Raw genomic sequence first — 21439 nt, 5'->3', positions numbered from 1 at the left:
GTCCGGACACCTGTCGAGATCGTGTAAACCTCTGCGGCTGCTGCGCGACATCGGATCGCCATGCCCGCCTGACCAGGCAATCCGGCATCCGGAATTCCTGAACGCGGCGTTGATCTTAGCAACGGCGATCAGAACGGCGCCCGGCCATTCGATGAACAAGGCCGCGTGCGGAGGCTCAGGCAGAGCGGGCCTGGAGAATGCCCTCGACGCCGTGGAGGAAGGTCTCGGAGACCAGCTTCGGGTCGAAGAGGCAGCCGGCCGCCATGGCGCCGTCTCTGAGCATGACGAGATGCCGTCCGTCCACGTCGGCGGGTGCCTCGCCGACCTGTGCCAGCAGATCCGTAACGGTGTTCAGGAACCATTGCCGGTGCGCCAGAACGGCCTGGTGGATCGGGTGGGCGGGATCGGGATATTCGGCCGCCGCGTTGAGGAAGGCGCACCCCCGGAAACCGGAGGATTGGATGCCTTCGGTGATGGACGTGGCGACGGCTCGGACTCTGTCGGCCGCCGTACTGCCGCGCGCCTGAGCTGCGCCGATCTGCTCGCGGATTCCCTTGTCGGCCAGGTCGAGATAGGCGAGAACGAGGTCTTCCTTACCCGAGAAGTGCCGGTACAGCGTGGCGCGAGTGACCTGCGCCTCCGCGATGATCCGGTCGACGCCGACGGAATGGATCCCCTCGGCATAGAAGATCCTCGTCGCCGTGCCGAGCAGCCGCGCTCGCGCTTCGGACGTCCTGCCGCCTCCTGGACTCGGGCTCATGGCGCCCAGGGTACCAACACATGAGGGAGAACGTTCGGTCTTGACAGCACCCACGGGGCCTGCTTGTCTAAATGAGACCGAACGTTCTCCCTCATTCAGATGCGGAGCTCAGGAAGCGATGACCCAGCCGCTGCAACTGCCGAAAGCCGCCCCCAAGGACACCGACACCGCCACCAGCGATCCCACTACCCTGCGGAAGCTGTACTTCCTGCGCTTCGCGTTCGCCGCGATCTGGGCAGGCCTGCTGTTCGCCACCGCGGACACGCTCGGCCCGGCGAGCGTGGCACTGCTACTGGTCTACCCCTTGTTCGACATAGCCTCCGCGGTCGTCGACGCCCGCTCCACCAGGGCCAGGGGCGGCAGGGCTTCCGTCCTCCTCGTGAACATCGCGGTCAGCTCGCTCACGGTCGCCGGCCTCGCCGCCGCCGCGACGTCCGGCATCCCGGCCGTCCTGCGGGTCTGGGGAGCGTGGGCCATCACCGCGGGGCTCGTCCAGCTCGTCGCGGGCGCCGTCCGCCGGAGCATGGGCGGCCAGTGGGCGATGATCATCAGCGGCGCCATCTCCACGTTCGCCGGTGCCTCGTTCGTCCTCCAAGCGGGCGCCGACGACCCCTCGCTGGGAGCCCTCGCCGGCTACGCCTTCCTCGGGGGCGTGTTCTTCCTCGTCGCCGCGTTCCGCCTGTCCACCGCGGCCCGCCACAAGGCATGACCACCCGGCGGGCCCGGCCGGAACCGGCCGGGCCCATCGGCATGGGCGACCTCGGGGCATGCTGGGAAGATCGGCGGAGAGGAGCCACGATGCCCCTGACGATGACCGCGGCCGAACGGGAGGCGTTTCTCGCCGGCACGCACGTGGCCATACTGAGCGTCGCGGACGAGCCGGGCCGGGCGCCGCTGGCGCTGCCCGTCTGGTACGCCTACGAGCCGGGCGGCGAGATCACCTTCATCACCGGCCGGGACAGCCGCAAGATGGCCCTGATCCGGGCGGCGGGACGGGTGAGCCTGGTGGTCCAGGACGCCGCGCCGCCCTTCTACCGGTACGCCTCGGTGGAGGGGCCGGTCGTCGGGTTCGAGGATCCGGCCCGCCAGGAGGACCGCCGCGCGCTGGCCGAGCGCTACCTCGGCGTCGAGGACGGCGCCAAGTACCTGGAGTCGACAATGGACGTCGCCGACATGATGGTCCTCACACGGGTGCGTCCAGAGCGCTGGTACACCCGCGACTACACCAAGCAGCCCGGCTGACGATCCCGCACTCCCGCCAGATCTATGCCGGGAGTGCGCCGTGCACGATCCCATGAGCGACGCTTCGTACGAGTTCCGCGCTGACGTGCTCGGGCGGCGCGGTGACGAGGGTGAACAGCGCACCGCCGTACAGGGTGATCAGGACGGGGATCTTCTCGGCCGGGATCGCGAGGCCGAGTTCGGCGTGATGCCCGGTGGTGAAGCGCACCGATGCGTCCGCCAGCCCCGCGAGGGCCGCGGCCAGGGCCGGACGCCGCGTCGCAGGTCGCCGAGCGACTGCGTCACTACGACGCCGAACGCCGTCCCCGCGCCAACCGCCTCATGCGGCAATCGTCCCGGCAGTCCCGGCTGACCTCGAAGACCGGCGCCACCGCCTGGCTCAGAGACGCCGCGCTCTGCGCGATCCCCAGCCGCCTGGCCACCCGCCAACTGGCCGCCCTCTGGCAGGCACAGTGATGTGGCCGGTGGACACGAGAGGAGGTCCACCGGCCACACCGCCGCCAGAGCCGCCGGGGGGACGGCCCTTCTCCGGCAACGTGGGGGTACGTCACCGGACCTTTCTGTAGCAGCCGCTCGCCCGGGCCGCCTCACGCATCAGCTCGGCCCGCAGCTCGACCGGATCGGGCCGCATCACGGTCGCGTCCACACCTGCCTCGGGGTCGATGAGCGTGGCGACGTATTCACCGAATTGTCCGTCCCATCGACGCGAACGCCAGATGTGGTGCCCCGGAAAGTCTTTCCGGAGGCGATCGAGAGCGGGGTTATCGAACGAAGATATCTCTTTCAAGGAAGGTCCCGAGGTCGGATTCTCCTGCGCGGAATGTGTTATAAGAATCACAGCGTCACGCCGTTCCCGACCAGCAACTCCCCAGGTGGAACGCGAAACCCCCCACAAGATCAACGAAACCCCGGACCGGGTTACACGCAGGAGCCCCCATGGGATCGCGCAATGAACCACATGAAGCCCCCGCAATTCAGACATTCGCCTCTGAATTGACGGCCTGGCGAACGGACGCCGCCCTTACCAAGACCGCCCTCGCCGAGACCCTCGGCTACACGCCCCAGTGGATCAGCCAGGTCGAGGCGGCGAAGAGCGTCCCGTCCAAGGAGTTCGCGGAGAACCTCGACACCTTCTACAAGACCAACGGCCTCTTCAAGCGGCTACAGAGGCGCATCATCGACACCCGCCACCAGGCCATCCTCCCGCCCGGCTTCGCCGCCTACCAGGAACGCGAAGCCGAAGCCACCCAGATCCGCGTCTACCAACTGACGCTGGTGCACGGACTACTCCAGACCGAGGACTACATCCGCGCCGTCGTCGGCCACAGGCAAGACCCGGACACCACCGAACGATTCGTCGCCGAACGTCTCAAGCGGCAGGAGATCCTCACCCGGGAGAACCCTCCGCACGTGTGGTTCACGCTGGACGAGGCGGCACTTCGTCGCGAGGTCGCCCCGCGGGAGGTCATGCGAGAGCAACTCGCCCACATCCTCTCCCTGGAGGAACGTCCCAACATCGCAATCGACATCGTCCCGCTGAGCGCGGGATATTACCCAGGTCTCGCAGGTAGCTTCACCATCCTGAGCTTCACCAATACTCCGGATGTGGTGTATGGGGAGATGGCAGGACAAGGAATGCTCATACAGGAGCCGCGAATCGTCGCAAAGTTTGCAGTAACGTACAACTCACTACGAGGTGACGCGCTCCGGGTAGAGGAGTCGCGCTCCTTGATCACGATCGTGATGGAGGAGATGAGTACGTGAGCACAGGAAACCGATCCGCCATCCGGTGGCGCAAGTCAAGCCACAGTGATCACCACGGCGGCGACTGCATCGAGGTCGCGGGTATCGCGCAGGTGATCGCTGTACGGGATTCCAAAAATCCCGACGGACCGAAGCTGACCTTCGCCGTCACCGAATGGCGCGCCTTCACCCAGCGCATCAAGGCGGGGGGCCACGACCTCCCCTGAACAGCGCCCCTGTTCACCACCGGCGAGCCCCGTCCAGAAGGCCGGGCTCGGCGTCGGGGTCGCTGGTGATGAGGTAGACGACCTCGATGGTCTTCTTCCCGTTCTTGGTGACGGTGCGGCGGATCTGCGCGACCTGGGCGGCACCGGTGAACTCGATCCACGCCGGAGCGAGCGTGGCCTTGATCGTGCGGCGGGCCCGGCGGCCGTGGTCGGTGCTATCCGATGAGACGGCGGGGATGCGAGCCCACGGCAGCTTCTTCAGCCGCCGGTACAGCGTCGGCATGTTGCCCTTGACGGTCATGACGTAGTCGGCCTGCCGGCCGATGATGGCCTGTGCGGTGTCACGCTGAGTGTGCAGCGCATCGATGGTGATGACCGCCCCGGCCAGGCCGGCGAACGCTTTCAGCAGGTCCCGCACCGCGGGAATCTCGTTCGACTTGGCATCCACGGCAACCTGGCCCAGGACCGCGCCGATGCCGTGCGCCAGCGCCGCGACCAGGTGCGGGGCCTTCCCGTTGTTGTCCTTGGCGCCGCGGACGGCCCCGCCGTCGATCGCGATCACCAGACGGCCGCTGACCTTCGCGCACCTTGTCCACAGCCAGGCACCAAGAACCTGGTCGAGCACGTCAGGGCCGATCATGGCAAACGCGCGCCGGAACGTGGACTCCTCCGCCGGGCCACGGCACGCTCCCAGCCCGGCCAGCACGTCCGCCCCGGCATCGGCGGGCGGGCGTCCCTTGTGGCAGGCGATGGCGAGCGTAGGAACTTCCATCGTTCCGCCCGGGCCCTGCCCGCCACCCACAGACACGCCGGACCCTTCACCCCGTGTCATGACATCGCAGGCCACAGCCCCACTTCATGACTTTGCCGTGTCCCTGGCTCACACCTGCGGAAACATCCCGAGATCCGGGCCATCACCGCGTCCAGGAAACCCGCCCGGCGCTCATCATCGGCATGCGCTATCGTGCCCCCGACGGCCGCCGGGTTCTTTACTTTCGTCACACAAAGCAACGATCACGGCGGCCGTCTCGCATGTCCGGCACTCCACCCGATCGTGATCATCCCCGGGCCCCCGCCGACCAGCAGCATCATCCCCACAGCCACGATCTACAGCTGCCGTATCTGACCACACCTGCGGATGTGAATTTTGACGGAGCGTCACGCTAACATCGCCGAATGTCGAATTCAGCAGAACTCGAACATGGCGACCTCACGGCAGCGTTGATCGCTGAGGGGCCCGGTGATACGACAGGGGAGCCGGCCCGAATACGGGGAGGCTGGTGCGCCACCGGGATCGATAACTCCGCGTTGCTCCTTGATGAAGCTTTGCAGGTCGTCGCGCGTTTCGCGCCGCCCGATGGAGTCGACCTGACCGGCGAATCCGATGATGAGGAGATATTCCGCGGGCATCAGTCCGCGGTAAGTGGAGATGGCCGGTGGGCCGCATTTGCGGGTTTCGGGCATATCGCAGTGGTCGGCGTCAAGGGTGAGATCGTATGGCAGACGCGCCATCCCCACATGAGAGATGCGTGGTTCGAGACATTTCCCGGTGCCGTGGTATTCCCGGCCGACCGTGATCGGCTCTGGGCATTCGTGCCGGTTCAAGGAGACAACGATGAGGACGACGGCGCGGAGCACCTCGAACGCTGGGTGGTCGATCTCGCCGAAGATCGTGTGCTATCCCGCATAAACGCTGGTTATTTCGAACCAGGACTGGTGATCCACTCCGGCGGGCGCATCCTTGGCTCCGGATCGTCCGACGGACACACGCAGCACGGCGGTTGGGAGCGCTGGACGGACTCGGACGCGGAGATGATCGCCACGGTTGACGCCATCCCCGTGGATGTCCACCAGGACCAGAATCGCTGGCTGGCGGCCGAGTTCGGCCGTCCTGTCATAGGCCGGTTTGACGGCGGCGACCTGATCAGGTTCTACGACGTCATGGACGAAGATGATCCCTTCCAATACGGCGCCGGTTGCTTCGTATCAGAGCACCATGTGCTGGTGCCACGCCAACAACAGCACGAGATCGAGCATGCGCTGCTGGATTTAGGAACACTGCAAGTGGCCGGGCGGATGCACTACCCGGCTCCCTTCACGGCCGATCAACGAGGCGGAGTCGTCGGCGGTCAGGACGGCACCTGGGTGACCACCGGCAAGGGCCAACCGCTACGCCGGTGGCGTGTCACAGCGCGGTGACCCTCACCCACCGGGTGTGAACTTCAGGCTCCAACTCGACGGCATACGGCTCCATGCATCAGACGCTATAAGCGTCAAACGCCGCTACACGGGGAGTTCGCCGGGTGGCGGCACGAGATTCCCTCACTTCTTCACTCGGCTGCGCTTGCATGTCGGACAAATCCAGACTGCGGGACCGCCGACTGCTCCCGCAGCGTCCACGGCAGGACGATCACCCCGCCCGGCCGGGTCTGCTCGACTTAGGCATGTTCTCGACGGCTCCGCGCGGCCACGGCTTCCGACCTCCATGGTGGTGACGTTCTCCTGGCCGACGCTGTGCGCGAGGAGCGCCGTTCGAGGGTGGTGGCCGACGCTACGACTCGTCGGTCATCGGAGAGCTTGGACGGTGAGGGGCCGGTGCCTCGGCGGCGCGGCGTTCGTGTTCGCTTCGCAAGGTTCGGCCTCCGCACCATGCTGCTTGGTGCGGAGGCCGTCGAGTTGAAAGCGGGCGGCCTTGCCTAGGAGGCAATGCCCGCGATGATCGCGCCCACGGCCGGCAAGGCCGCCACGGCCATCAAAAAGATGGACCACTGGACGCTGCGATACTTCACGCAGACGATCTTCGCCAGATGATCGGCTGCGCTGTTGTCGGATTCGGTGGGGGCGAACATCTGGATGACCTCGGACTCGTCCGCAGGCCACAGGGACCGCCACCAGGTTTCGCTGGCTCTGGAGCGCGGGTAGAGGACCGCCAGCGCGAAGAGCATCGAAGCGACAAAAGCCAGGCCGACGATGCCCATCAGGATCCGGAACGCGATCGATCCCCCTGAGACCTGTGTAAGCACGAAGCCCAGGCCGGCCAAGTTCGCCCCTATGAGCGCGATGGCCTTCGTGTCTGCAGACACTGTCTGGCCTCGCAGAGTCTCAGAAAGGGGTGAGTTCTGATTTGTCTGAATCGTAGACATAGCACTATCCTTAACCTTAATTTTTCCGGGTCTTGTGTTCGCTGCAGACCCAGTCCGACCCCGAATGAACCGGACAACACAGATCGTTCGGAGTAGCGCTCCGATGGCCACCGATGGCCCCTGAACAGCACGCAGGTTCTCGCCAGGAATCCAAAAAACCCTTCCTGACCAGCGGGAATCCGGTTCGGATGTGGAAGCACGAGTCCCACGGCGACGGGCCTTGCCGAAGCCTCCTGGTGGGTCACATCGCCCGGCCGACCGTCATCACACGAGCATGGCCGCCAACGCCCGCACCAACTCCAAGAAGAAGGGTCGGATGGTCACTTGGTACAGAGAAGGACGCAGCCGACCACCTGGTATTTGATGCGATCGCCTATCGGGGTCAGCAGCACCCGAACCCGGCCCTGCATGGTTCAGACGTCGTCGGTGGTGAGGGTCGCTTCTATCCCGTAGTGGTCGGAGAGGACGGTCGAGGCGCCGGTGATGAGTTGGATCGCCTCCTTGAAGACCAGGCGGGTCGTCGCGTGCGTTCCTGGGCGAACGAGGAGCTGGTCGATGGCGCCGATGTCCGCGTAGTCGGGACGGAAGGTCGGTTCCGTGTCGCCCGCCAGGGCGTCCTCCAGGCCCGTGGCGGACACGAACTCCTGGAAGTAGGGGGAGTCGCGCGGGACGTTGAAGTCGCCCATGGCCACCAGGGGCTCCGACCGGTCGATCCTGTTGATCGCGGACGCCAGGTGGCGAAGCTCCGACTGCTCCACGTTCGCGTACCGGTTGCCCGGCGACCAGTCCATGTCCATGTTCGCGGACAGGTGGGTGTTCACGACCGTCAGGTGACCTGCGGGCAAGCGGACACGGGTGAACAGGGCGCCCTTGCCCAGCAGCCATTCGGGACGGGCCGGACGGGCGAGCGGGAACGGCTGGAAGTGCCGCCGCGTGATCGGATGGCGGGAGAGGGTCACCAGGCCGCCGCGGACGAGCGGGAGCGGGAGCATCGGGAAAGAGGCCGCGTACGGGTAGGACGGCACGGCGCGGCGCAGCAGTGCCAGGACCCGCGGCGAGATGACCTCCTGCAGGCAGACGACGTCGTGGTCCGCCTGCTCGATCAGTCCGGCGAGCACGCCGATGCGCGCTCGGGCCTGCCCGCGGAACAGCGTGTTGAAAGTGAGAACCCGGGCCTTCATGACCGGCCCCGCAATGCCCGCACGACGTCGTCCTTTATGACCATGGCCGCCACTCTACGCGCCACCGCGAGCCGACCGGTGTTTCTCACGCTTTCCCGGAAACGACCTGGTAGGGCTCGATTTCATCGCGGAGACGCAGATCCGGAAAGTGGAGCCCGATATTGAAAACGGTGAGCTTCTCGGACGTGCCGGATATCCGGACGTGAAACCGTTGGTCCCGTGGCAGAGTATTCATGTCCGGGTAATAGCCTATGGTGAGCCCGTCGGCGATGACCACGCGGTTGCGCAGCACTCGGGCGCGGAATCCGACCGCCGGTTCCTTTCCCTTTGCAGGCGCCATCATGACCGGAGCCGCCGCTGCCACGGCCACCGTGGAGTCCGCGTGCTTCACCACGCGCACATCGAGGAGGTTCGCGCGCGACTCCGTCCGCAGCGTCTCGGCCACCGGCCGCCCGCCGCGCAGCACCCGGACAGGGTCCCCCACCGCCGGCTTCCCCTCGGCCAACGTCACCCGCGCGATCTTTGGCGATCAGCACTCCATCGCGGAACAGGCGAGCCCGCACGCCGTGGATGTCGCCGTCACGGAAAAGCCAGGGCTCGGACGCCGGCCCATCGGGCAGACGACCGAGGCCTTTGATCTCTTTGAAACCGCGTACCTGTATCCAGCAGATCCGCTTCTCTTCCACCCGAATCGTGCTCGCGCACATGAGCTCGGGATGAAGCAGATTTGAAACCGGACCTCTTACGGGCCTCGTCCGCCGCCGGTCGCCGGGGGTCCCGCGCGATGTGACGGACGCCGCCCGCGTGCCCACGGTCCGCATCGCCGCAGGTCGGGTGCGGCTTTTGTTCGCTTAATGGGCTTTTGTACTCTCGCCCGGCTAGCCCGTGAGCGCGGCGGGCTAGCCCGTGTACGTTGAAGAGCGGGAAGGGGTGGTGCATCATTGACGCCTTCACCCCACCGTCGAAAGCGCCCGCCATCGAAAGCCGGTTGATGCCCAGCCCTCCGAGCAACGGCGAACAACTCTGCTCAATGCCCCGCTGCGGTCGCCCGTCGTCCTTTCACGTGCGGCTGGAGGCGGACGGCGTCCCCGAGGAGGGAGGCCTCGATTCCTGCGGTGCCCATCTCGCCGAGACCGTGCAGAAATTGGCGACGCAAGCCCGTGAGCAGCGGCGGGATCGCGCGCGGGCGATCGTGTACGCGACGGTGGACGGGCCGCGCCCGGAGGGGACGGGGCCTTTCGATCGGTTCGCACTCGGCGCCATACCAGTGTGACCCGGCTGGTTCCGGCCATTGCCCCAAACTCCACGCACTTCCGATACTGGGCGGGCAATGCCGAACGCGGCCGGACGAAAAGGGGTCGGCATGGGATTCCAGCTTGGCTTGTTCTCCCCCAACACCCAATCGGGACTCGCGATCACGACCGCACCGGAAAGGTGGCACGCGACCTGGGACAACAATCTCCGGCTCGCCCGGATCGCGGACGAGTCGGGCATCGACTTCCTGCTGCCGGTCGCCCGCTGGACGGACTGGGGCCCGGGCACCGACTTCCACAGCAGCGCCCTCGACCCGCTCGTGTGGGCGTCCGGCCTCCTCGCCCGGACCGAGCGGATCCGGGTGTTCAGCACCGTCCACACCGCGTTCCACCACCCGGTCGTCGCGGCGAAGCAGCTCGCGACGGCCGACCACCTCAGCAAGGGGCGGATCGGCCTGAACATCGTCGCGGGCTGGCACGCTCCCGAATACGAGATGTTCGGCCTCACCCTTCCCGACGATCACGACACGCGCTACGCCCTCGCCCAGGAGTGGTGGGACGTCGTCAAGCGCATCTGGTCGACCGATGAGCCGTTCGACCACGAGGGGCAGTTCTTCCAGTTGAAGAACGTCGTGGGGCGGCCCAAGCCGTACAACGGGCACAGCCTGCCCGTCATCAACGCGGGGTCGTCCACGCAGGGGCGTTCGTTCGCCGCGCGCAACGCCGACCGAGCCTTCACCGTCGTCGCCGGCCCCGAGGACGGCGCCGAGATCGTCAAGGCCATCCGCGCCGAGGCGGCGTCCCACGGCCGGACGGTCGGCGTCTTCACGCTCGGCCACGTCGTGTGCCGCCCGACGCGGACCGAGGCCGAGGACTTCCTGCGCTACTACGCCGACGAGCACGCCGACTGGCCCGCCGTCGACGAGGTCATGCGGCTCCAGGGGCTGCACGCGCAGTCGTTCACCCCGGAGATGCTGCAGATCTACCGGGACCGGTTCGCGGCCGGGCACGGCAGCTGCCCGCTGATCGGCGACCCCGACGACGTGGCCGAGGGGATCGCCGAGTTCGCGCGTGCCGGGTTCGACGGTATCGCTCTGTCGTTCCTCAATTACGCTGAAGAACTGGGGTACTTCGCCGCGGAGGTCATGCCGCGGCTCCGCGCCCGGGGTGTCCTGTCCATCGACCGCCGAACGGATTCGCCTCCAGGACCATGACTTCTCTCGACATCTCGCCGCCTCTGTCCGCCCACCAGCGGATCGTCAGCACGGACATCGACGTCCTGCACGACACGGTCGAACCGTTCGCCGTCGGCCACGACCTCCAGGCGATCGAACCGCGGGTCCTGCTGGACGGACAGGTCAACGCGCTCGGCCTGGGCGCGGTCAACCTGGTCTGGGTGCGGTACGGCGGCGGCGGGGTCGTCGTCGACACACCGCCGACCGAGGGGCATTTCGCCCTGTGCGCCCCGCAGGCGCCCATGGGCGTCGAGTACCGGACGACGAGGAACCGCGAGACGGCCGGCGGCCACCTGGTGCTGTCCCACGACGAGGCGATGCGGATGAGGCCCCATGCGACGCGGGGCTGCCTGGTCATCGCCACGAGCACCGGGCGGCTCGCCGACCACCTCTCCGGCCATCTCGGACGCGACCACACCGCGCCGCTGCGCTTCCACACGACCGGGCCGGCCATCGCGGAGCCCTCGATCATCGAGAGCACCTGGCGGTACGTGTGCGCCATCCTCGACACCGCCGCGGTGCGGGGCGGGCTCCATCCGCTCGCGGCCCGCAGCCTGGAGGACTCGCTGCTCACGGCGATCCTCCTCGGCCTGCCCCACACCGGCACGGCGTCCCTCGCCGAGGAGCCCGGCAGGGCCCCCCACCATCTGGCCGGGGTGATCCGCGAATGGGTCGAGGCGCACCACCACCGGCCGATCGGCGTCAGCGACGTCGCGGCGGCCGTCGGCGTCGGCGTCCGGCAGCTCCAGGCGATCTGCCAGGACCAGTGGGGGATGACGCCCACGCAGCTCTTACGCGGCGTCAGGCTCGACCACGCTCGCGCCGCGCTCACCATGGCGCTGCCGGGGCCCCGCACCGTCTCGGACGTGGCCGAAGCGGCCGGATACCTCCACATGAGCCGCTTCGCCGCCCATTACCGGCAGCGTTTCGGTGAGACGCCCACCGAGACGCTCAGGCGGCGCCGAGCCCGTTCGGGAGACGCAGGGTCAGCCGTGGAGCCGTTCCACGTTCGTGCGGAGGCGGTCTCCCGCCCGGCGCGCGAGGCCTGCGAGCGCCCTGTTCGCAGACGGTGACACGCGAGAGAGCGCGCGGGCGAACCGCGCTTCGACGGTGACGAGCGCCACCGGTGTGTCCTGCCGGACGGCCCGCAGGACGGCCTGCGCGACCTTCTCCGGCGGATACCCCCGGCGCTCGATCGCGCGCCCCAGGCGGTCACGCAGCTCGCTGTCCACGCTGGGCGGCAGACCGGCGAAGCGGGTCCGCCCGATCATGGGCGTGTCGATCGCGCCGGGGCAGACGGCCGAGGCCCCGATCCCGTAGCGGTCGAGGTCGAGGCGGAGGCACTCGGTCAGCTGGAGCACGGCGGCCTTGGTCGCGCTGTAGGCGGGCAGGTCTGGGCTGGGCATGAACGCCGCCATCGACGCGATGTTCACGATGTGGCCCCACTCGCCGCGCTCCACCATCTGCCGGCCGAACAGGCGGGAGCCGCGGTACATGCCGTCCAGGTTGATGGAACGGATGCGCGCCCACTCCTCCTCGGACGTGTCGAGCAGGGATCCCGCGACGGCGACGCCCACGTTGTTCACCACGATGTCCGGGACGCCGAACGTGTCGCGGACGTACTCGGCGAAGCGTTCCATCCCTTCGGCGTCGGCGACGTCCACCCCGTAGACGTGGGCTTCGCCGCCCGCCGCCTCTATCTCGTCCACCGTGTGCTTGGCGGTGCCTTCATCGATGTCTGCGACGACCACCCGTGCCCCTGCGGCGGCGAAGGCATGGGCCGTGGCTCGTCCGATACCGCTGCCCGCACCCGTGATGACGACGAGATCGCCGCCGAAGTCCTTACCGGGCTGCCCCGCCGCACGCGCGTGGGCCAGTGCAGGCGTCTCCGGTCCGCCCTCGATGTGCTCTACGAACTCGCTGATCCAGCGGGCGATGAGGTGAGGGTGGCTACGCGCCACCCAATGCCCGGCCGGTGCACGCCGCACGTAGAGGCGTGGCACGGCACCCCGTGCGGAGAGCAGGAGCGACTGCGAGCCGTAGCGGTCCTTGACCGGGACGATGAGCTGCACGGGGACGTCCGTCCGTCCATCGCCCGCGGGGGCCGAGCCGCGCCGCATGTTGGCCCGATACAGGCCAAGCCCGTTGCGGGCGTCGGACGGCAGTGTCTCCGCGGGATGGCCGGGCCGCGGGTCGGCGCCCTCGCGCAGCCGCATCGCGCGCCCGAACCCGGCGGCGAGCACCCGGGCCGCGGCCTCGCCCACCCGAGGCGCCATGAACACCGGCATGTAGACGCTGCGCCGCGCCTGCCCGAGGACCTCCGCGACGCCGCGCGGACCGGACCGGACGGCGTCCCGCGTCCAGCGGGCCATGTGCCGCCGGTCCGGTCCGGAGATCGACGTGAACGAGGCGATCCGGCCGCGCAGCCGGTCCCCGATGACGGCCTCCCAGCCCTGCACCGACCCCCAGTCGTGCCCCACGAGGTGGACGGGCGCGTCAGCGCCCACACCGTCCAGGACGGCCTCCAGGTCCCCCATGAGCGCGTCCAGCCCGTAGTCCAGCGGGTCGGACGGATCACTGGAGGCGCCGGCGCCCCGGACGTCGTAGACGACGACGCGGATTTGCCCGGCGAGCCGCTCGGCCACCTCGTCCCACATCGCACCCGTGTCGGGGTACCCGTGGACGAGGACGACCGCCGGCCGGCCGTCCTCGCCGCGCACCCGCACGGACAGCTCGATCTCGCCCGACCTCACCCGCTGGTTGCGCATCAGCCCGCCCGCCGTTTCCGTAGGATCCCGTCTCCCGCGAAACTACGTTCCCGGCACGGACCGGCCAACGCCTACCGGACGGGCTGGCGGAGGATCGTGCGCATCTTCCCCGGGTCGGTCTCCCGCGTGTCGGACAGGTAGATCTCATGGTGCAGCCCGTTCACCGTGAGACCTTCGGCCTCCATCAGAGCCGCCATCCGCGCGAGCGACGCGGGCTCGTCGGAGTACAGGCCGTGGTGCATCATCTGCACGCACCGTCCGTCCGTGTAGGTCACGTACTGGACGCGCGCCGCCGCGGGCAGCTTCGGACGCACGTCCTCGCGCGCCCTTTCCACTGGTGCGCTCCCGTCCGGGAGACGGAGGAACAGGTGCCACCACCACTCCTCACGGGGCACCTCGAACGGCGAGCGCTCGTCCTCCACCCACCAGCGTCCCTCCAGCGGGACCATCGGCGCACCCAGCGCGCCCATCACCGCGTACAGCGCGCCCACGCTCTCGTTGTACGCGACGCCTCCCGGCTCGCCGCGGCCGGTGACGGCCAGGCCGGACACGGCCCCGAGCTCCACCAGTTCCGGCTCGTCCGCCGCCTCATACCAGCTCATCAGGATCCTCCACTCGGACCATCACCCGGGTCTCCAGGTGTTCGGGCGGCGTGGTCGCGGGGTCGTTGAGGTACACCTCGCGGACGGGCCCGGCGGGCGTGTGCCCGTAGTCGCCGAACCACGCGAGCACGCCATGGACCGTGAGCGGTATCTCCTCGTACGGGCCGACATGGACGGCCGCGGCGAACGCGCCGCCGGGCAGGACCTCGTCGCCGTCCTCGGCCCGGACCGCCACCCGCACGTCGAACTCGTCCGCCATGTCCAGCGGGAACAGCCCGACGAGCAGCGGGTCCGGCGACATGCGGGGCAGCAGCCGCGCCACGCACGCCGACGTCGCGTCCGGGATCGTCACCGGCGTCGCCGCCGCGCGCTCGGCGAACACCCGCAGCGCCGGCTCCCGGACGATCGACACGCCGGTCTCCGGCAGCCCCTCCGCGACCACGCGGTCCAGGAGCCGGAGGGCGCGCCGCCGCCGGGCGACGTCCGCCTCGATCCTGTCCCGCGCCTGCCGCAGCGCGCCGCCGTCCCCGGACAGGACGCGCGCGACGTCCGGCAGCGGGACGTCCATCGCCCGCAGCAGGCCGACCAGCAGCGCGTCGCGCGCCTGGTCGGGCCGGTAGTACCGGTAGCCGGATGCCGGGTCGGTCCAGGCCGGGACCAGCAGGCCCAGCTCCGCGTAGTGCCGGAGTTGCTTGACGCTCAGCCGGCTCAGCCGCGCGAACCGTCCGATCGGAAGGAGATCGTCGCTCACGGGACCCACCCTGATGTCTCCCACAGTGGGAGAGTCCAGCTCAGGAGGGACGCGCGCTCAGACCGGTGCATGAACGCAGGCCGTTCCACCGCTTGACCTCGGCCCTGGCGGCGGCGCCCTTCATCGGGATGGGAAGGCCCCCGGAGATCAGCGCGGGGCTCCACTTGTCCTTGGTGACCTTGCCGTTCTCCACCTTCAGGAACAGCACGCCCGATTTCGCCGTCTGCCCGTTGGCGGAGTAGAAGACGAAGTTGCCCATGCCGTAGTGGACGTACTTGCCCTCCAGGTAGCCGCCGCCCAGCGGGATGTGTGCGTGACCGCCGACGATGATGTCGGCTCCGGCGTCGACGAGCGCCTTGGCGAGCTCCTTCTGCCGGGGCAGCGGGCACGACTCCAGCTCGGCGCCCCAGTGCAGGTGCACGATGACGACGTCCGAGCCCTTGCGCGCCTCCTTCACCGCCTGGACCATCCGCGGGACGTTCTTCGCCGACGCGAGACCGCCCTTGCCGTCGGTGGCCGTCCACGCCTGGATCAGGTTGTCGTCCAGCACCTGCGTGGCGCCGACGATCGCGAGCTTGTTGCCCTTCACCGTGACGCGGTACGGCTTGTAGGCCTCGTCGGCGTTCTTGCCGATCCCCACAACCGGGAAACCAGAGCGCTTGATGGCGGCCAGGGAGTCGCGCAGGCCGCCCTCCATGAAGTCCATGCCGTGGTTGTTGGCCATGGACGTCACGTCCACGCCGGCCGCCTTCAGCGCCTTCAGCGCGGACGGCGGCGCCCGGAACGCGAACTCCTTGCCGGGCGCCTTGGTGCCGCCCGTGGTGATGGCCGTCTCCAGGTTGACCATGGCGAGATCCGCCGCGCGCAACTGCCGGGCGACCGGGCCGAGCGCCGTGGACGGGTTGCCCAGACGGCCGCGCAACTGCCCCTCGAAGTGCGTGTCACCGCCGAACGCGAGAAGGATCGGCTGCTTGGCGGCCTGCGTCGGCGTCGCCCCGCCCGGGGACGTCGACGCCGGCGGCGCCGGCGTCGCGCCCTTCGCGTCCGAACCACCGGAGCCGCCGCACGCCGCGGCGGCCAGCGCCGCACCGGCCACGACCGCGGCCGTCCTCCCCCGTCTGACCATCGTCTCGCCTCCGTCCGGTCCCCATGGACCTGCTGGTCGGATCGGCCCAGCATGCCACGTCCTCACCGCCCGCCCCACCAGGCACCGGTCCGATGACCGCTACTGTGCACCGCTATGACCCTGCGCTTCGACCAGACCGGCTGGGAACCGCTCCAGCCGGGCGCCTTCCGGAACGCCGACGGCGACACCCTCGCCCTCTACGGGTTCGACGTCCCTCCGGACCTCCCGGCGCCCCTGCAGCAACTCGACCTCCTCCGCGCCCGCATCGTCGCGAAGACGGCCGAATCAGGCGGCGGTGTGGTCGAGCTCGACGTGATCACGCTGGACGGGCTCCCCGCCGTCCGGCAGATCATCAAGCTCCCCCTCCCGGACCGGCCGGCCGGCGTCGCCTACGTGGCCTCGTTCACCGTCCCGCGCGCCGACCGCAGCCTCGTGCTGAAGCTCCAATGCCTGGAGCAGGGCGTCACCGGCATGCGCGACAGCGTGGCCCTCAACCACTTCATGACCCAATACGGCCAGGGCCGGGACATGCAGGAGATGATGCGCTGGTGGGCGCAGCACCCCTACACCCCAGAAGTCCAGGGCGGCCTACCGCGCAACCACTCCGACGACCCCGGCTGGGACCCCCACTTCCCCCAGCACCCCCTCTCCCGGGCCCGCCGCGTCCTGGCGACCCTGACCCCCACCATCGAACTCCACCCCGCCTTCAAATCGGCACCCCCTTTCCGCGGCTGACCCACGGCCAGATGCCCGCGTATAGGCTCTGGCCAGGTACAACCGATGCCGAGGAGCCTGATCATGCCCCTTCCCGCGTGGGCGACTGATCCTTACAGCCTCTTCATCACAGAGGAGGAGTACGATGCTCTGCCAGCGGATGTGTGCAAATCCATTGAGGTGGTGGACGGCGCCGTCATCATCTGCGCATCACCGTCACCGCGGCACCAGCGCATTTTGCGAAACCTGAGCCGCGCACTGCAAGACGCACGGCCAAGTGATGGGCCTTGTATAGATGTGCTGCCGGACACCGACATGTTCTACGTCGAGCAGAACGCCCAAGACAGCGATAAGGGACAGTGGTTCACCATGCGCCGTCCCGATATCAGTGTCCTGTACTGCCTCGAAGGAACCGGAAGGCTGACCAGCGCCAACGTTTTCACGACCGTGGAGATCACAGGCCCAGACAGCAGACAGCGCGACTTCCAGGACAAAAAGGCCGAGTACGCGGGCCAACGCATCCCCCTGTATCTCATCGTCGTTCTCGACGCCCAGGACACGATCAAGTGCATGGAGGAATATCGGCTCGACTGGTCAGGGCGTAGCTATCAACTCGCCACCGTCCACCACGGCGTCCTCCACACCGAACTGCCCGAGGCCATGAAGCTGAACGTGTCGTTCTCCGAGTTGGAGAGCGTCTGAGTCAGGAGTAATCGGCGGGTTCTTCCTTGCCGTTGGGTTTGAGGCCCGGGGTCAGTTCGAAGGGGCCGTCGGGGCCGGAGAGTTCCTGCTGGTCGGACTGTTCGGGTTTGCGGGCGGCGTTCTCCAGGGCTGACGTGGCTTCGTCCAGGGAGCCGCCGAAGGCCTTGGTGACCGCCTGGAGGGCCGAGGTGACCTCGCTCGGGATGACCCAGAACGTGCTGCCCTGGCCCTCGGCGAGCTTCGGGAGGGTCTGGAGGTACTGGTAGGCGAGGAGCTTCGGGTCCGGGTCCGCGGTGTGGATGGCGTTGAAGACCTGCTCGATCGCCGCGGACTGGCCCTCGGCCTCCAGGATGGCGGCGCGCTTGCCGCCCTCCGCCTTCAGGATCGCGGACGCCTTCTCGCCCTCCGCGGTGAGGATCTTGGACGCGCGGGCGCCCTCGGCGGTCAGGATCGCGGCGCGCTTCTCCCGCTCGGCGCGCATCTGCTTCTCCATCGCGTCCTTGATGGACGGCGGCGGCTCGATCGCCTTGATCTCCACGCGGGTGACGCGGATGCCCCACTTGCCGGACGCGTCGTCCAGCACGCCGCGCAGCGCCGTGTTGATCCGGTCGCGGGACGTCAGGGTGGCCTCCAGGTCGAGGGTGCCGATGACGTTGCGCAGGGTCGTCGCGGTGAGCTGCTCGATCGCCTTGATGTAGTTCACGATCTCGTAGTCGGCGGCGCGCGGGTCGGTGACCTGGAAGAACAGCACGGTGTCGATGTGGACGACGACGTTGTCCTCGGTGATGACGGGCTGCTTCTTGAACGACACCACCTGCTCGCGCAGGTCGATGAGGGGTTTCACGCGGTCCACGAACGGGACGACGAAGCTGATGCCGGGTTCGAGGGTGCGGTGGTAGCGGCCGAGGCGCTCGACGTTGCGGGCCCGCGCCTGCGGGATGATCCAGACCGCCCGCATCACCGCGGTGGCCAGGACGGCGACCCCGGCGATCAGCACGATGAGGACGGCGATGGCGATGTCGGTCATGGTGGCTCCTCATCCTGTCCGGACGAGACCGGGTAGAGCAGGGCCGTGGCCCCTTCGATGGCGAGGACGTCGGCGGTGGCGCCGGCCGGGATGACCAGGTCGGGGTCGTAGGGGCGGGCCGTCCACTCCTCGCCGCCGATCCGGGCGCGCCCGCCGCGGCGGCTCACCTCGGTGAGGGTGAACGCCTCGCGGCCGACCAGCGCGGCCGTGCCGGAGCGCAGCGGCGGCGGCTGCGCGACGTGGCGCCTGGCGATGGGGCGCACGACGGCGATCCCCGCGATCGAGCCGATCGCGAAGACGGCGGCCTGGACGGCGACGGGCAGGCCCAGCGCCCCGGTCAGCCCGGCGGCCAGCGCGGCGACGGCGAGGATGCCGAGCGCGAACGTGAGCGTGAGCAGTTCCGCGATCCCGAGCAGCGCGGCGACCAGCAACCAGGCGACCCACGGCTCCATAGCAGCTCCCTACTGGCTGCCGAAAGTCCTCTTTCTCAAAGTAACTCCGAAATCGCCCTGGCGGCCATGCCCCGCGATGGCGCCGTCTGGGCGCAATTGCCATGATGGAAGACGGTCCCGTTCACAAGGAGTGTCCCGATGGGCGACCGCACGGCCTTCCGTACCTGTCCGCTCTGCGAAGCCCTGTGCGGGCTCGAACTGACCCTGGACGAGGCGGGCACGGTGACCCGCGTCCGCGGCGACGCGAAGGACCCCTTCAGCAAGGGCTTCATCTGCCCCAAGGGCGCCACGCTCGGCAGCCTCGACGGCGACCCGGACCGGCTCGCCGAACCGCTCGTCGGGGGCGAGGCGGCCGGATGGGACGCGGCGTTCGAGGAGGTCCGGCGGGGCCTGGCCGACGTCATCGCGCGGCACGGGCGGGACTCCGTCGCCGTCTACATCGGCAACCCGACCGCCCACTCGATCGCCGGTCCGCTGTACGGCGGCGCGATCGTGAAGGCGCTCGGCACCAGGAACCTCTACACGGCGAGCACGGCCGACCAGATGCCGAAGCACGTGTCGTGCGGGCACATGTTCGGGGACCCCCTGGCGATCCCGGTGCCCGACCTGGACCGCACCGGCCACCTGCTCATGCTGGGCGCCAACCCGCTCGAATCGAACGGCAGCCTGGCGTCCGCGCCCGACTTCCCCGGACGGCTCAAGGCGATCCGGGCGCGCGGGGGCAAGGTCACGGTCGTCGACCCGCGCCGGACCAGGACGGCCGCCCTCGCCGACGAGCACCTGTTCATCCGGCCCGGGACGGACGCGTTCTTCCTCATGGCGCTCGTCCACACCCTGTTCGCCGAGGACCTCGTCACGTCCGCCGAGCACCTCGCGGGACGCGTCAACGGCCTGGACGACCTGCGCGCCCTCGCCGTCGACTTCGCCCCCGAGCGCGTCGCGCCCGTCACGGGCATCCCCGCCGGGACGATCCGCCGGACCGCCCGCGACCTCGCCGCCGCCGACCGCGCCGCCGTCTACGGCCGCATCGGGACGTGCACGCAGGCGTACGGGACGCTGAACAGCTGGCTCGTGGACGTCCTGAACGTCCTCACCGGGAACCTCGACCGGGAGGGCGGCGCGATGTTCCCCCGCCCCGCCCACGCGCCCGTGTACCGCCGCAAGAGGCCGTTCACCACCGGACGCTGGCGCAGCCGCGTCCGCGGCCTGCCGGAGGTCAACGGGGAACTGCCGGTCGCGACGCTCGCGGACGAGATCGAGACGCCCGGCGAGGGGCGGATCAGGGCGCTGATCACGATCGGCGGCAACCCGGCGCTGTCGGCCCCGAACGCCGCCCGGCTCGACCGCGCCCTCGCGGGCCTGGAGTTCATGGTCAGCGTCGACCCGTACCTGAACGAGACGACCCGGCACGCGAGCGTCATCCTGCCGCCGCCGCGCCCCGCGCAGACGCCGCACTACGACATCGCGCTGACCGGTCTCGCCGTCCGCGACTACGCCCGCTACTCGCCGCCTGCGGTGCCGCTGCCGGACGGGCGCCCGAGCGAGGCCGAGGTCCTCGCCCGGCTCGCCATGATCGCCTCCGGCGCCGACGGCGACCCCGCCGCGCTGGACGAGATGATCATTACGGCGACGCTGCGGAAGGCCGTCACGCTCGACGGCTCCCCGGTGCACGGCCGCGAACCGGACGAGCTGCGCAAGATGCTCCTCGACTCCGGCACCCTGACCGAGCAGCGGCTCGACATGATGCTGCGCCTCGGCCCCTACGGCGACGCCTTCGGCGCGCAACCCGCCGTTCGAGGGGGGACGACCCCCCACACCCCCCGGAGCGCCTCCGGCGCTGATTTCGGCGGGCTCACCCTGACCAGGCTTCGCACGGAACACCCGCACGGCCTGGACCTCGGCGCCCTGAAGCCGCGGCTGGGCGAGGTGATCTGCACCACATCAGGGCGCATAGAGCTGTGCCCGCCGACGTTCGCCGCCGACGTCGACCGCCTCCACTCCGCCCTGCGCGACGCGGGCACGTCCACCGGGACGGTGCTGATCGGGCGCCGCCACCTCCGGTCCAACAACAGCTGGCTGCACAACGTCCCCGAACTGGTGCGCGGCTCCAACACCTGCACCCTCCAGCTGAACCCCGCCGACGCGGACGCGCTCGGCGTCGCCGCAGGCGACACGGTCCGCGTCACGTCCCGGACCGGCACCGTCGAGGCCGTCGCCGAACCCACCGAGACGATCATGCCGGGCGTGGTCAGCCTGCCGCACGGCTGGGGCCACGACCGGCCCGGAACCCGCACGGAGGTCGCCGCCCGGCACGCCGGCGTGAACGTCAACGCCGTCACCGACGAGCAGGAGATCGACCCCCTCTCCGGCAACGCCGTGTTCAACGGCGTCCCCGTCACCCTGGAGGCGGCGCGCTGACCCGCTTGTTTAGTCCCTCCCGGCTACAGGTAGGTATGACTGGCCGCAGGTGAACACCGAAGACTAGTGTCGCAACAGGCGTCTCACGGGGCCGC

Annotated in this window: 24 protein-coding genes; 11 read left to right on the top strand and 13 right to left on the bottom strand. The window is 69.1% G+C overall.

What is annotated here, in order from left to right; translation table 11 throughout:
- Positions 1–175: 175 nt before the first annotated feature.
- Complete coding sequence (locus ABGB11_RS05270) at positions 176–814, bottom strand: TetR/AcrR family transcriptional regulator (protein WP_347629326.1); 639 nt, start codon at positions 812–814, stop codon at positions 176–178.
- A gap of 64 nt (positions 815–878) precedes the next feature.
- On the opposite strand from ABGB11_RS05270, the gene ABGB11_RS05265 reads away from it, so the two are divergent.
- Both ABGB11_RS05265 and ABGB11_RS05260 read left to right on the top strand, forming a co-directional pair.
- Positions 879–1469 carry a hypothetical protein gene (locus ABGB11_RS05265; RefSeq protein WP_347629324.1) on the top strand — a complete coding sequence of 197 codons (591 nt, stop codon included), beginning with the start codon at positions 879–881 and terminating at the stop codon, positions 1467–1469.
- An 89-nt stretch (positions 1470–1558) separates the two neighbouring features.
- Positions 1559–2002 carry a pyridoxamine 5'-phosphate oxidase family protein gene (locus ABGB11_RS05260; protein WP_347629322.1) on the top strand — a complete coding sequence of 148 codons (444 nt, stop codon included), beginning with the start codon at positions 1559–1561 and terminating at the stop codon, positions 2000–2002.
- A gap of 22 nt (positions 2003–2024) precedes the next feature.
- Here the strand turns inward: ABGB11_RS05260 and ABGB11_RS05255 are convergent, their stop codons facing one another.
- Positions 2025–2210 carry a hypothetical protein gene (locus ABGB11_RS05255; RefSeq protein ID WP_347629320.1) on the bottom strand — a complete coding sequence of 62 codons (186 nt, stop codon included), beginning with the start codon at positions 2208–2210 and terminating at the stop codon, positions 2025–2027.
- 2 nt (positions 2211–2212) lie between these two features.
- Here ABGB11_RS05255 and ABGB11_RS05250 point away from each other — a divergent pair, with 2 nt between their 5' ends.
- Positions 2213–2458, top strand: a complete 246-nt coding sequence (locus ABGB11_RS05250) for a hypothetical protein (protein WP_347629318.1) — start codon at positions 2213–2215, stop codon at positions 2456–2458.
- Positions 2459–2549: 91 nt separating this feature from the next.
- Here the strand turns inward: ABGB11_RS05250 and ABGB11_RS05245 are convergent, their stop codons facing one another.
- The gene (locus tag ABGB11_RS05245; RefSeq protein WP_347629316.1) at positions 2550–2789 is read right to left on the bottom strand and encodes a hypothetical protein; all 240 of its coding nucleotides are present in this window, start codon (positions 2787–2789) and stop codon (positions 2550–2552) included.
- Between the two features lie 149 nt (positions 2790–2938).
- Between ABGB11_RS05245 and ABGB11_RS05240 the strand changes: the two genes are divergently transcribed.
- Both ABGB11_RS05240 and ABGB11_RS05235 read left to right on the top strand, forming a co-directional pair.
- Positions 2939–3766, top strand: coding sequence for a helix-turn-helix transcriptional regulator (locus tag ABGB11_RS05240; RefSeq protein ID WP_347629314.1), 828 nt, complete (start codon positions 2939–2941; stop codon positions 3764–3766).
- Positions 3763–3972, top strand: a complete 210-nt coding sequence (locus ABGB11_RS05235; RefSeq protein WP_347629313.1) for a DUF397 domain-containing protein — start codon at positions 3763–3765, stop codon at positions 3970–3972. The genes ABGB11_RS05240 and ABGB11_RS05235 overlap by 4 nt, the downstream gene beginning before the upstream one ends.
- A gap of 13 nt (positions 3973–3985) precedes the next feature.
- Here the strand turns inward: ABGB11_RS05235 and ABGB11_RS05230 are convergent, their stop codons facing one another.
- Entirely contained in the window at positions 3986–4774 is a 789-nt protein-coding gene (locus ABGB11_RS05230) for an ISAs1 family transposase (protein WP_347629311.1), read from the bottom strand.
- Positions 4775–5148: 374 nt separating this feature from the next.
- Here ABGB11_RS05230 and ABGB11_RS05225 point away from each other — a divergent pair, with 374 nt between their 5' ends.
- Positions 5149–6171, top strand: a complete 1023-nt coding sequence (locus ABGB11_RS05225) for a hypothetical protein (protein ID WP_347629309.1) — start codon at positions 5149–5151, stop codon at positions 6169–6171.
- A gap of 497 nt (positions 6172–6668) precedes the next feature.
- Here ABGB11_RS05225 and ABGB11_RS05220 read toward each other — a convergent pair whose 3' ends face one another.
- From ABGB11_RS05220 to ABGB11_RS05210, 3 genes are all read right to left on the bottom strand, one after another.
- A complete protein-coding gene (locus tag ABGB11_RS05220; RefSeq protein WP_347629307.1) occupies positions 6669–7013 on the bottom strand; it encodes a hypothetical protein in 345 nt (114 codons plus the stop codon).
- Between the two features lie 515 nt (positions 7014–7528).
- Positions 7529–8296 carry an endonuclease/exonuclease/phosphatase family protein gene (locus ABGB11_RS05215; RefSeq protein WP_347629305.1) on the bottom strand — a complete coding sequence of 256 codons (768 nt, stop codon included), beginning with the start codon at positions 8294–8296 and terminating at the stop codon, positions 7529–7531.
- 85 nt (positions 8297–8381) lie between these two features.
- Positions 8382–8807 carry a hypothetical protein gene (locus tag ABGB11_RS05210; protein WP_347629303.1) on the bottom strand — a complete coding sequence of 142 codons (426 nt, stop codon included), beginning with the start codon at positions 8805–8807 and terminating at the stop codon, positions 8382–8384.
- Positions 8808–9659: 852 nt separating this feature from the next.
- On the opposite strand from ABGB11_RS05210, the gene ABGB11_RS05205 reads away from it, so the two are divergent.
- Both ABGB11_RS05205 and ABGB11_RS05200 read left to right on the top strand, forming a co-directional pair.
- Positions 9660–10763, top strand: a complete 1104-nt coding sequence (locus ABGB11_RS05205) for an LLM class flavin-dependent oxidoreductase (RefSeq protein WP_347629301.1) — start codon at positions 9660–9662, stop codon at positions 10761–10763.
- Positions 10760–11857, top strand: coding sequence for a helix-turn-helix domain-containing protein (locus ABGB11_RS05200; protein WP_347629299.1), 1098 nt, complete (start codon positions 10760–10762; stop codon positions 11855–11857). The genes ABGB11_RS05205 and ABGB11_RS05200 overlap by 4 nt, the downstream gene beginning before the upstream one ends.
- On the opposite strand, the gene ABGB11_RS05195 is transcribed toward ABGB11_RS05200, so the two are convergent.
- The 4 genes from ABGB11_RS05195 to ABGB11_RS05180 form a co-directional block, all read right to left on the bottom strand.
- Complete coding sequence (locus tag ABGB11_RS05195; protein ID WP_347629297.1) at positions 11771–13552, bottom strand: SDR family oxidoreductase; 1782 nt, start codon at positions 13550–13552, stop codon at positions 11771–11773. The two genes, ABGB11_RS05200 and ABGB11_RS05195, sit on opposite strands and share 87 nt — an antisense overlap.
- Before the next feature lie 71 nt (positions 13553–13623).
- Entirely contained in the window at positions 13624–14154 is a 531-nt protein-coding gene (locus tag ABGB11_RS05190) for a GyrI-like domain-containing protein (RefSeq protein ID WP_347629295.1), read from the bottom strand.
- Entirely contained in the window at positions 14141–14905 is a 765-nt protein-coding gene (locus ABGB11_RS05185) for a GyrI-like domain-containing protein (RefSeq protein WP_347629293.1), read from the bottom strand. Before ABGB11_RS05185 ends, ABGB11_RS05190 begins: the two co-directional genes overlap by 14 nt.
- Before the next feature lie 40 nt (positions 14906–14945).
- Positions 14946–16031 carry a CapA family protein gene (locus ABGB11_RS05180; protein ID WP_347629291.1) on the bottom strand — a complete coding sequence of 362 codons (1086 nt, stop codon included), beginning with the start codon at positions 16029–16031 and terminating at the stop codon, positions 14946–14948.
- Positions 16032–16145: 114 nt separating this feature from the next.
- On the opposite strand from ABGB11_RS05180, the gene ABGB11_RS05175 reads away from it, so the two are divergent.
- Both ABGB11_RS05175 and ABGB11_RS05170 read left to right on the top strand, forming a co-directional pair.
- Positions 16146–16766, top strand: coding sequence for a hypothetical protein (locus tag ABGB11_RS05175; protein WP_347629289.1), 621 nt, complete (start codon positions 16146–16148; stop codon positions 16764–16766).
- Positions 16767–16829: 63 nt separating this feature from the next.
- Positions 16830–17447 carry a Uma2 family endonuclease gene (locus ABGB11_RS05170; protein ID WP_347629287.1) on the top strand — a complete coding sequence of 206 codons (618 nt, stop codon included), beginning with the start codon at positions 16830–16832 and terminating at the stop codon, positions 17445–17447.
- Between the two features lies 1 nt (position 17448).
- On the opposite strand, the gene ABGB11_RS05165 is transcribed toward ABGB11_RS05170, so the two are convergent.
- Both ABGB11_RS05165 and ABGB11_RS05160 read right to left on the bottom strand, forming a co-directional pair.
- Positions 17449–18474 carry an SPFH domain-containing protein gene (locus ABGB11_RS05165; RefSeq protein ID WP_347629285.1) on the bottom strand — a complete coding sequence of 342 codons (1026 nt, stop codon included), beginning with the start codon at positions 18472–18474 and terminating at the stop codon, positions 17449–17451.
- Positions 18471–18926, bottom strand: coding sequence for an NfeD family protein (locus tag ABGB11_RS05160; protein ID WP_347629283.1), 456 nt, complete (start codon positions 18924–18926; stop codon positions 18471–18473). The genes ABGB11_RS05165 and ABGB11_RS05160 overlap by 4 nt, the downstream gene beginning before the upstream one ends.
- Positions 18927–19064: 138 nt before the next feature.
- Between ABGB11_RS05160 and ABGB11_RS05155 the strand changes: the two genes are divergently transcribed.
- Positions 19065–21344, top strand: coding sequence for a molybdopterin oxidoreductase family protein (locus ABGB11_RS05155; protein WP_347629281.1), 2280 nt, complete (start codon positions 19065–19067; stop codon positions 21342–21344).
- The last annotated feature ends 95 nt before the right edge of the window (positions 21345–21439 follow it).

The sequence above is a fragment of the Actinomadura sp. B10D3 genome (genome assembly GCF_039871695.1).
Classification (GTDB): Bacteria; Actinomycetota; Actinomycetes; order Streptosporangiales; family Streptosporangiaceae; genus Spirillospora; species Spirillospora madurae.
The sequence above is the reverse complement of the archived record's forward strand: the minus strand, read 5'-3'. Positions and strand labels throughout refer to the sequence as shown.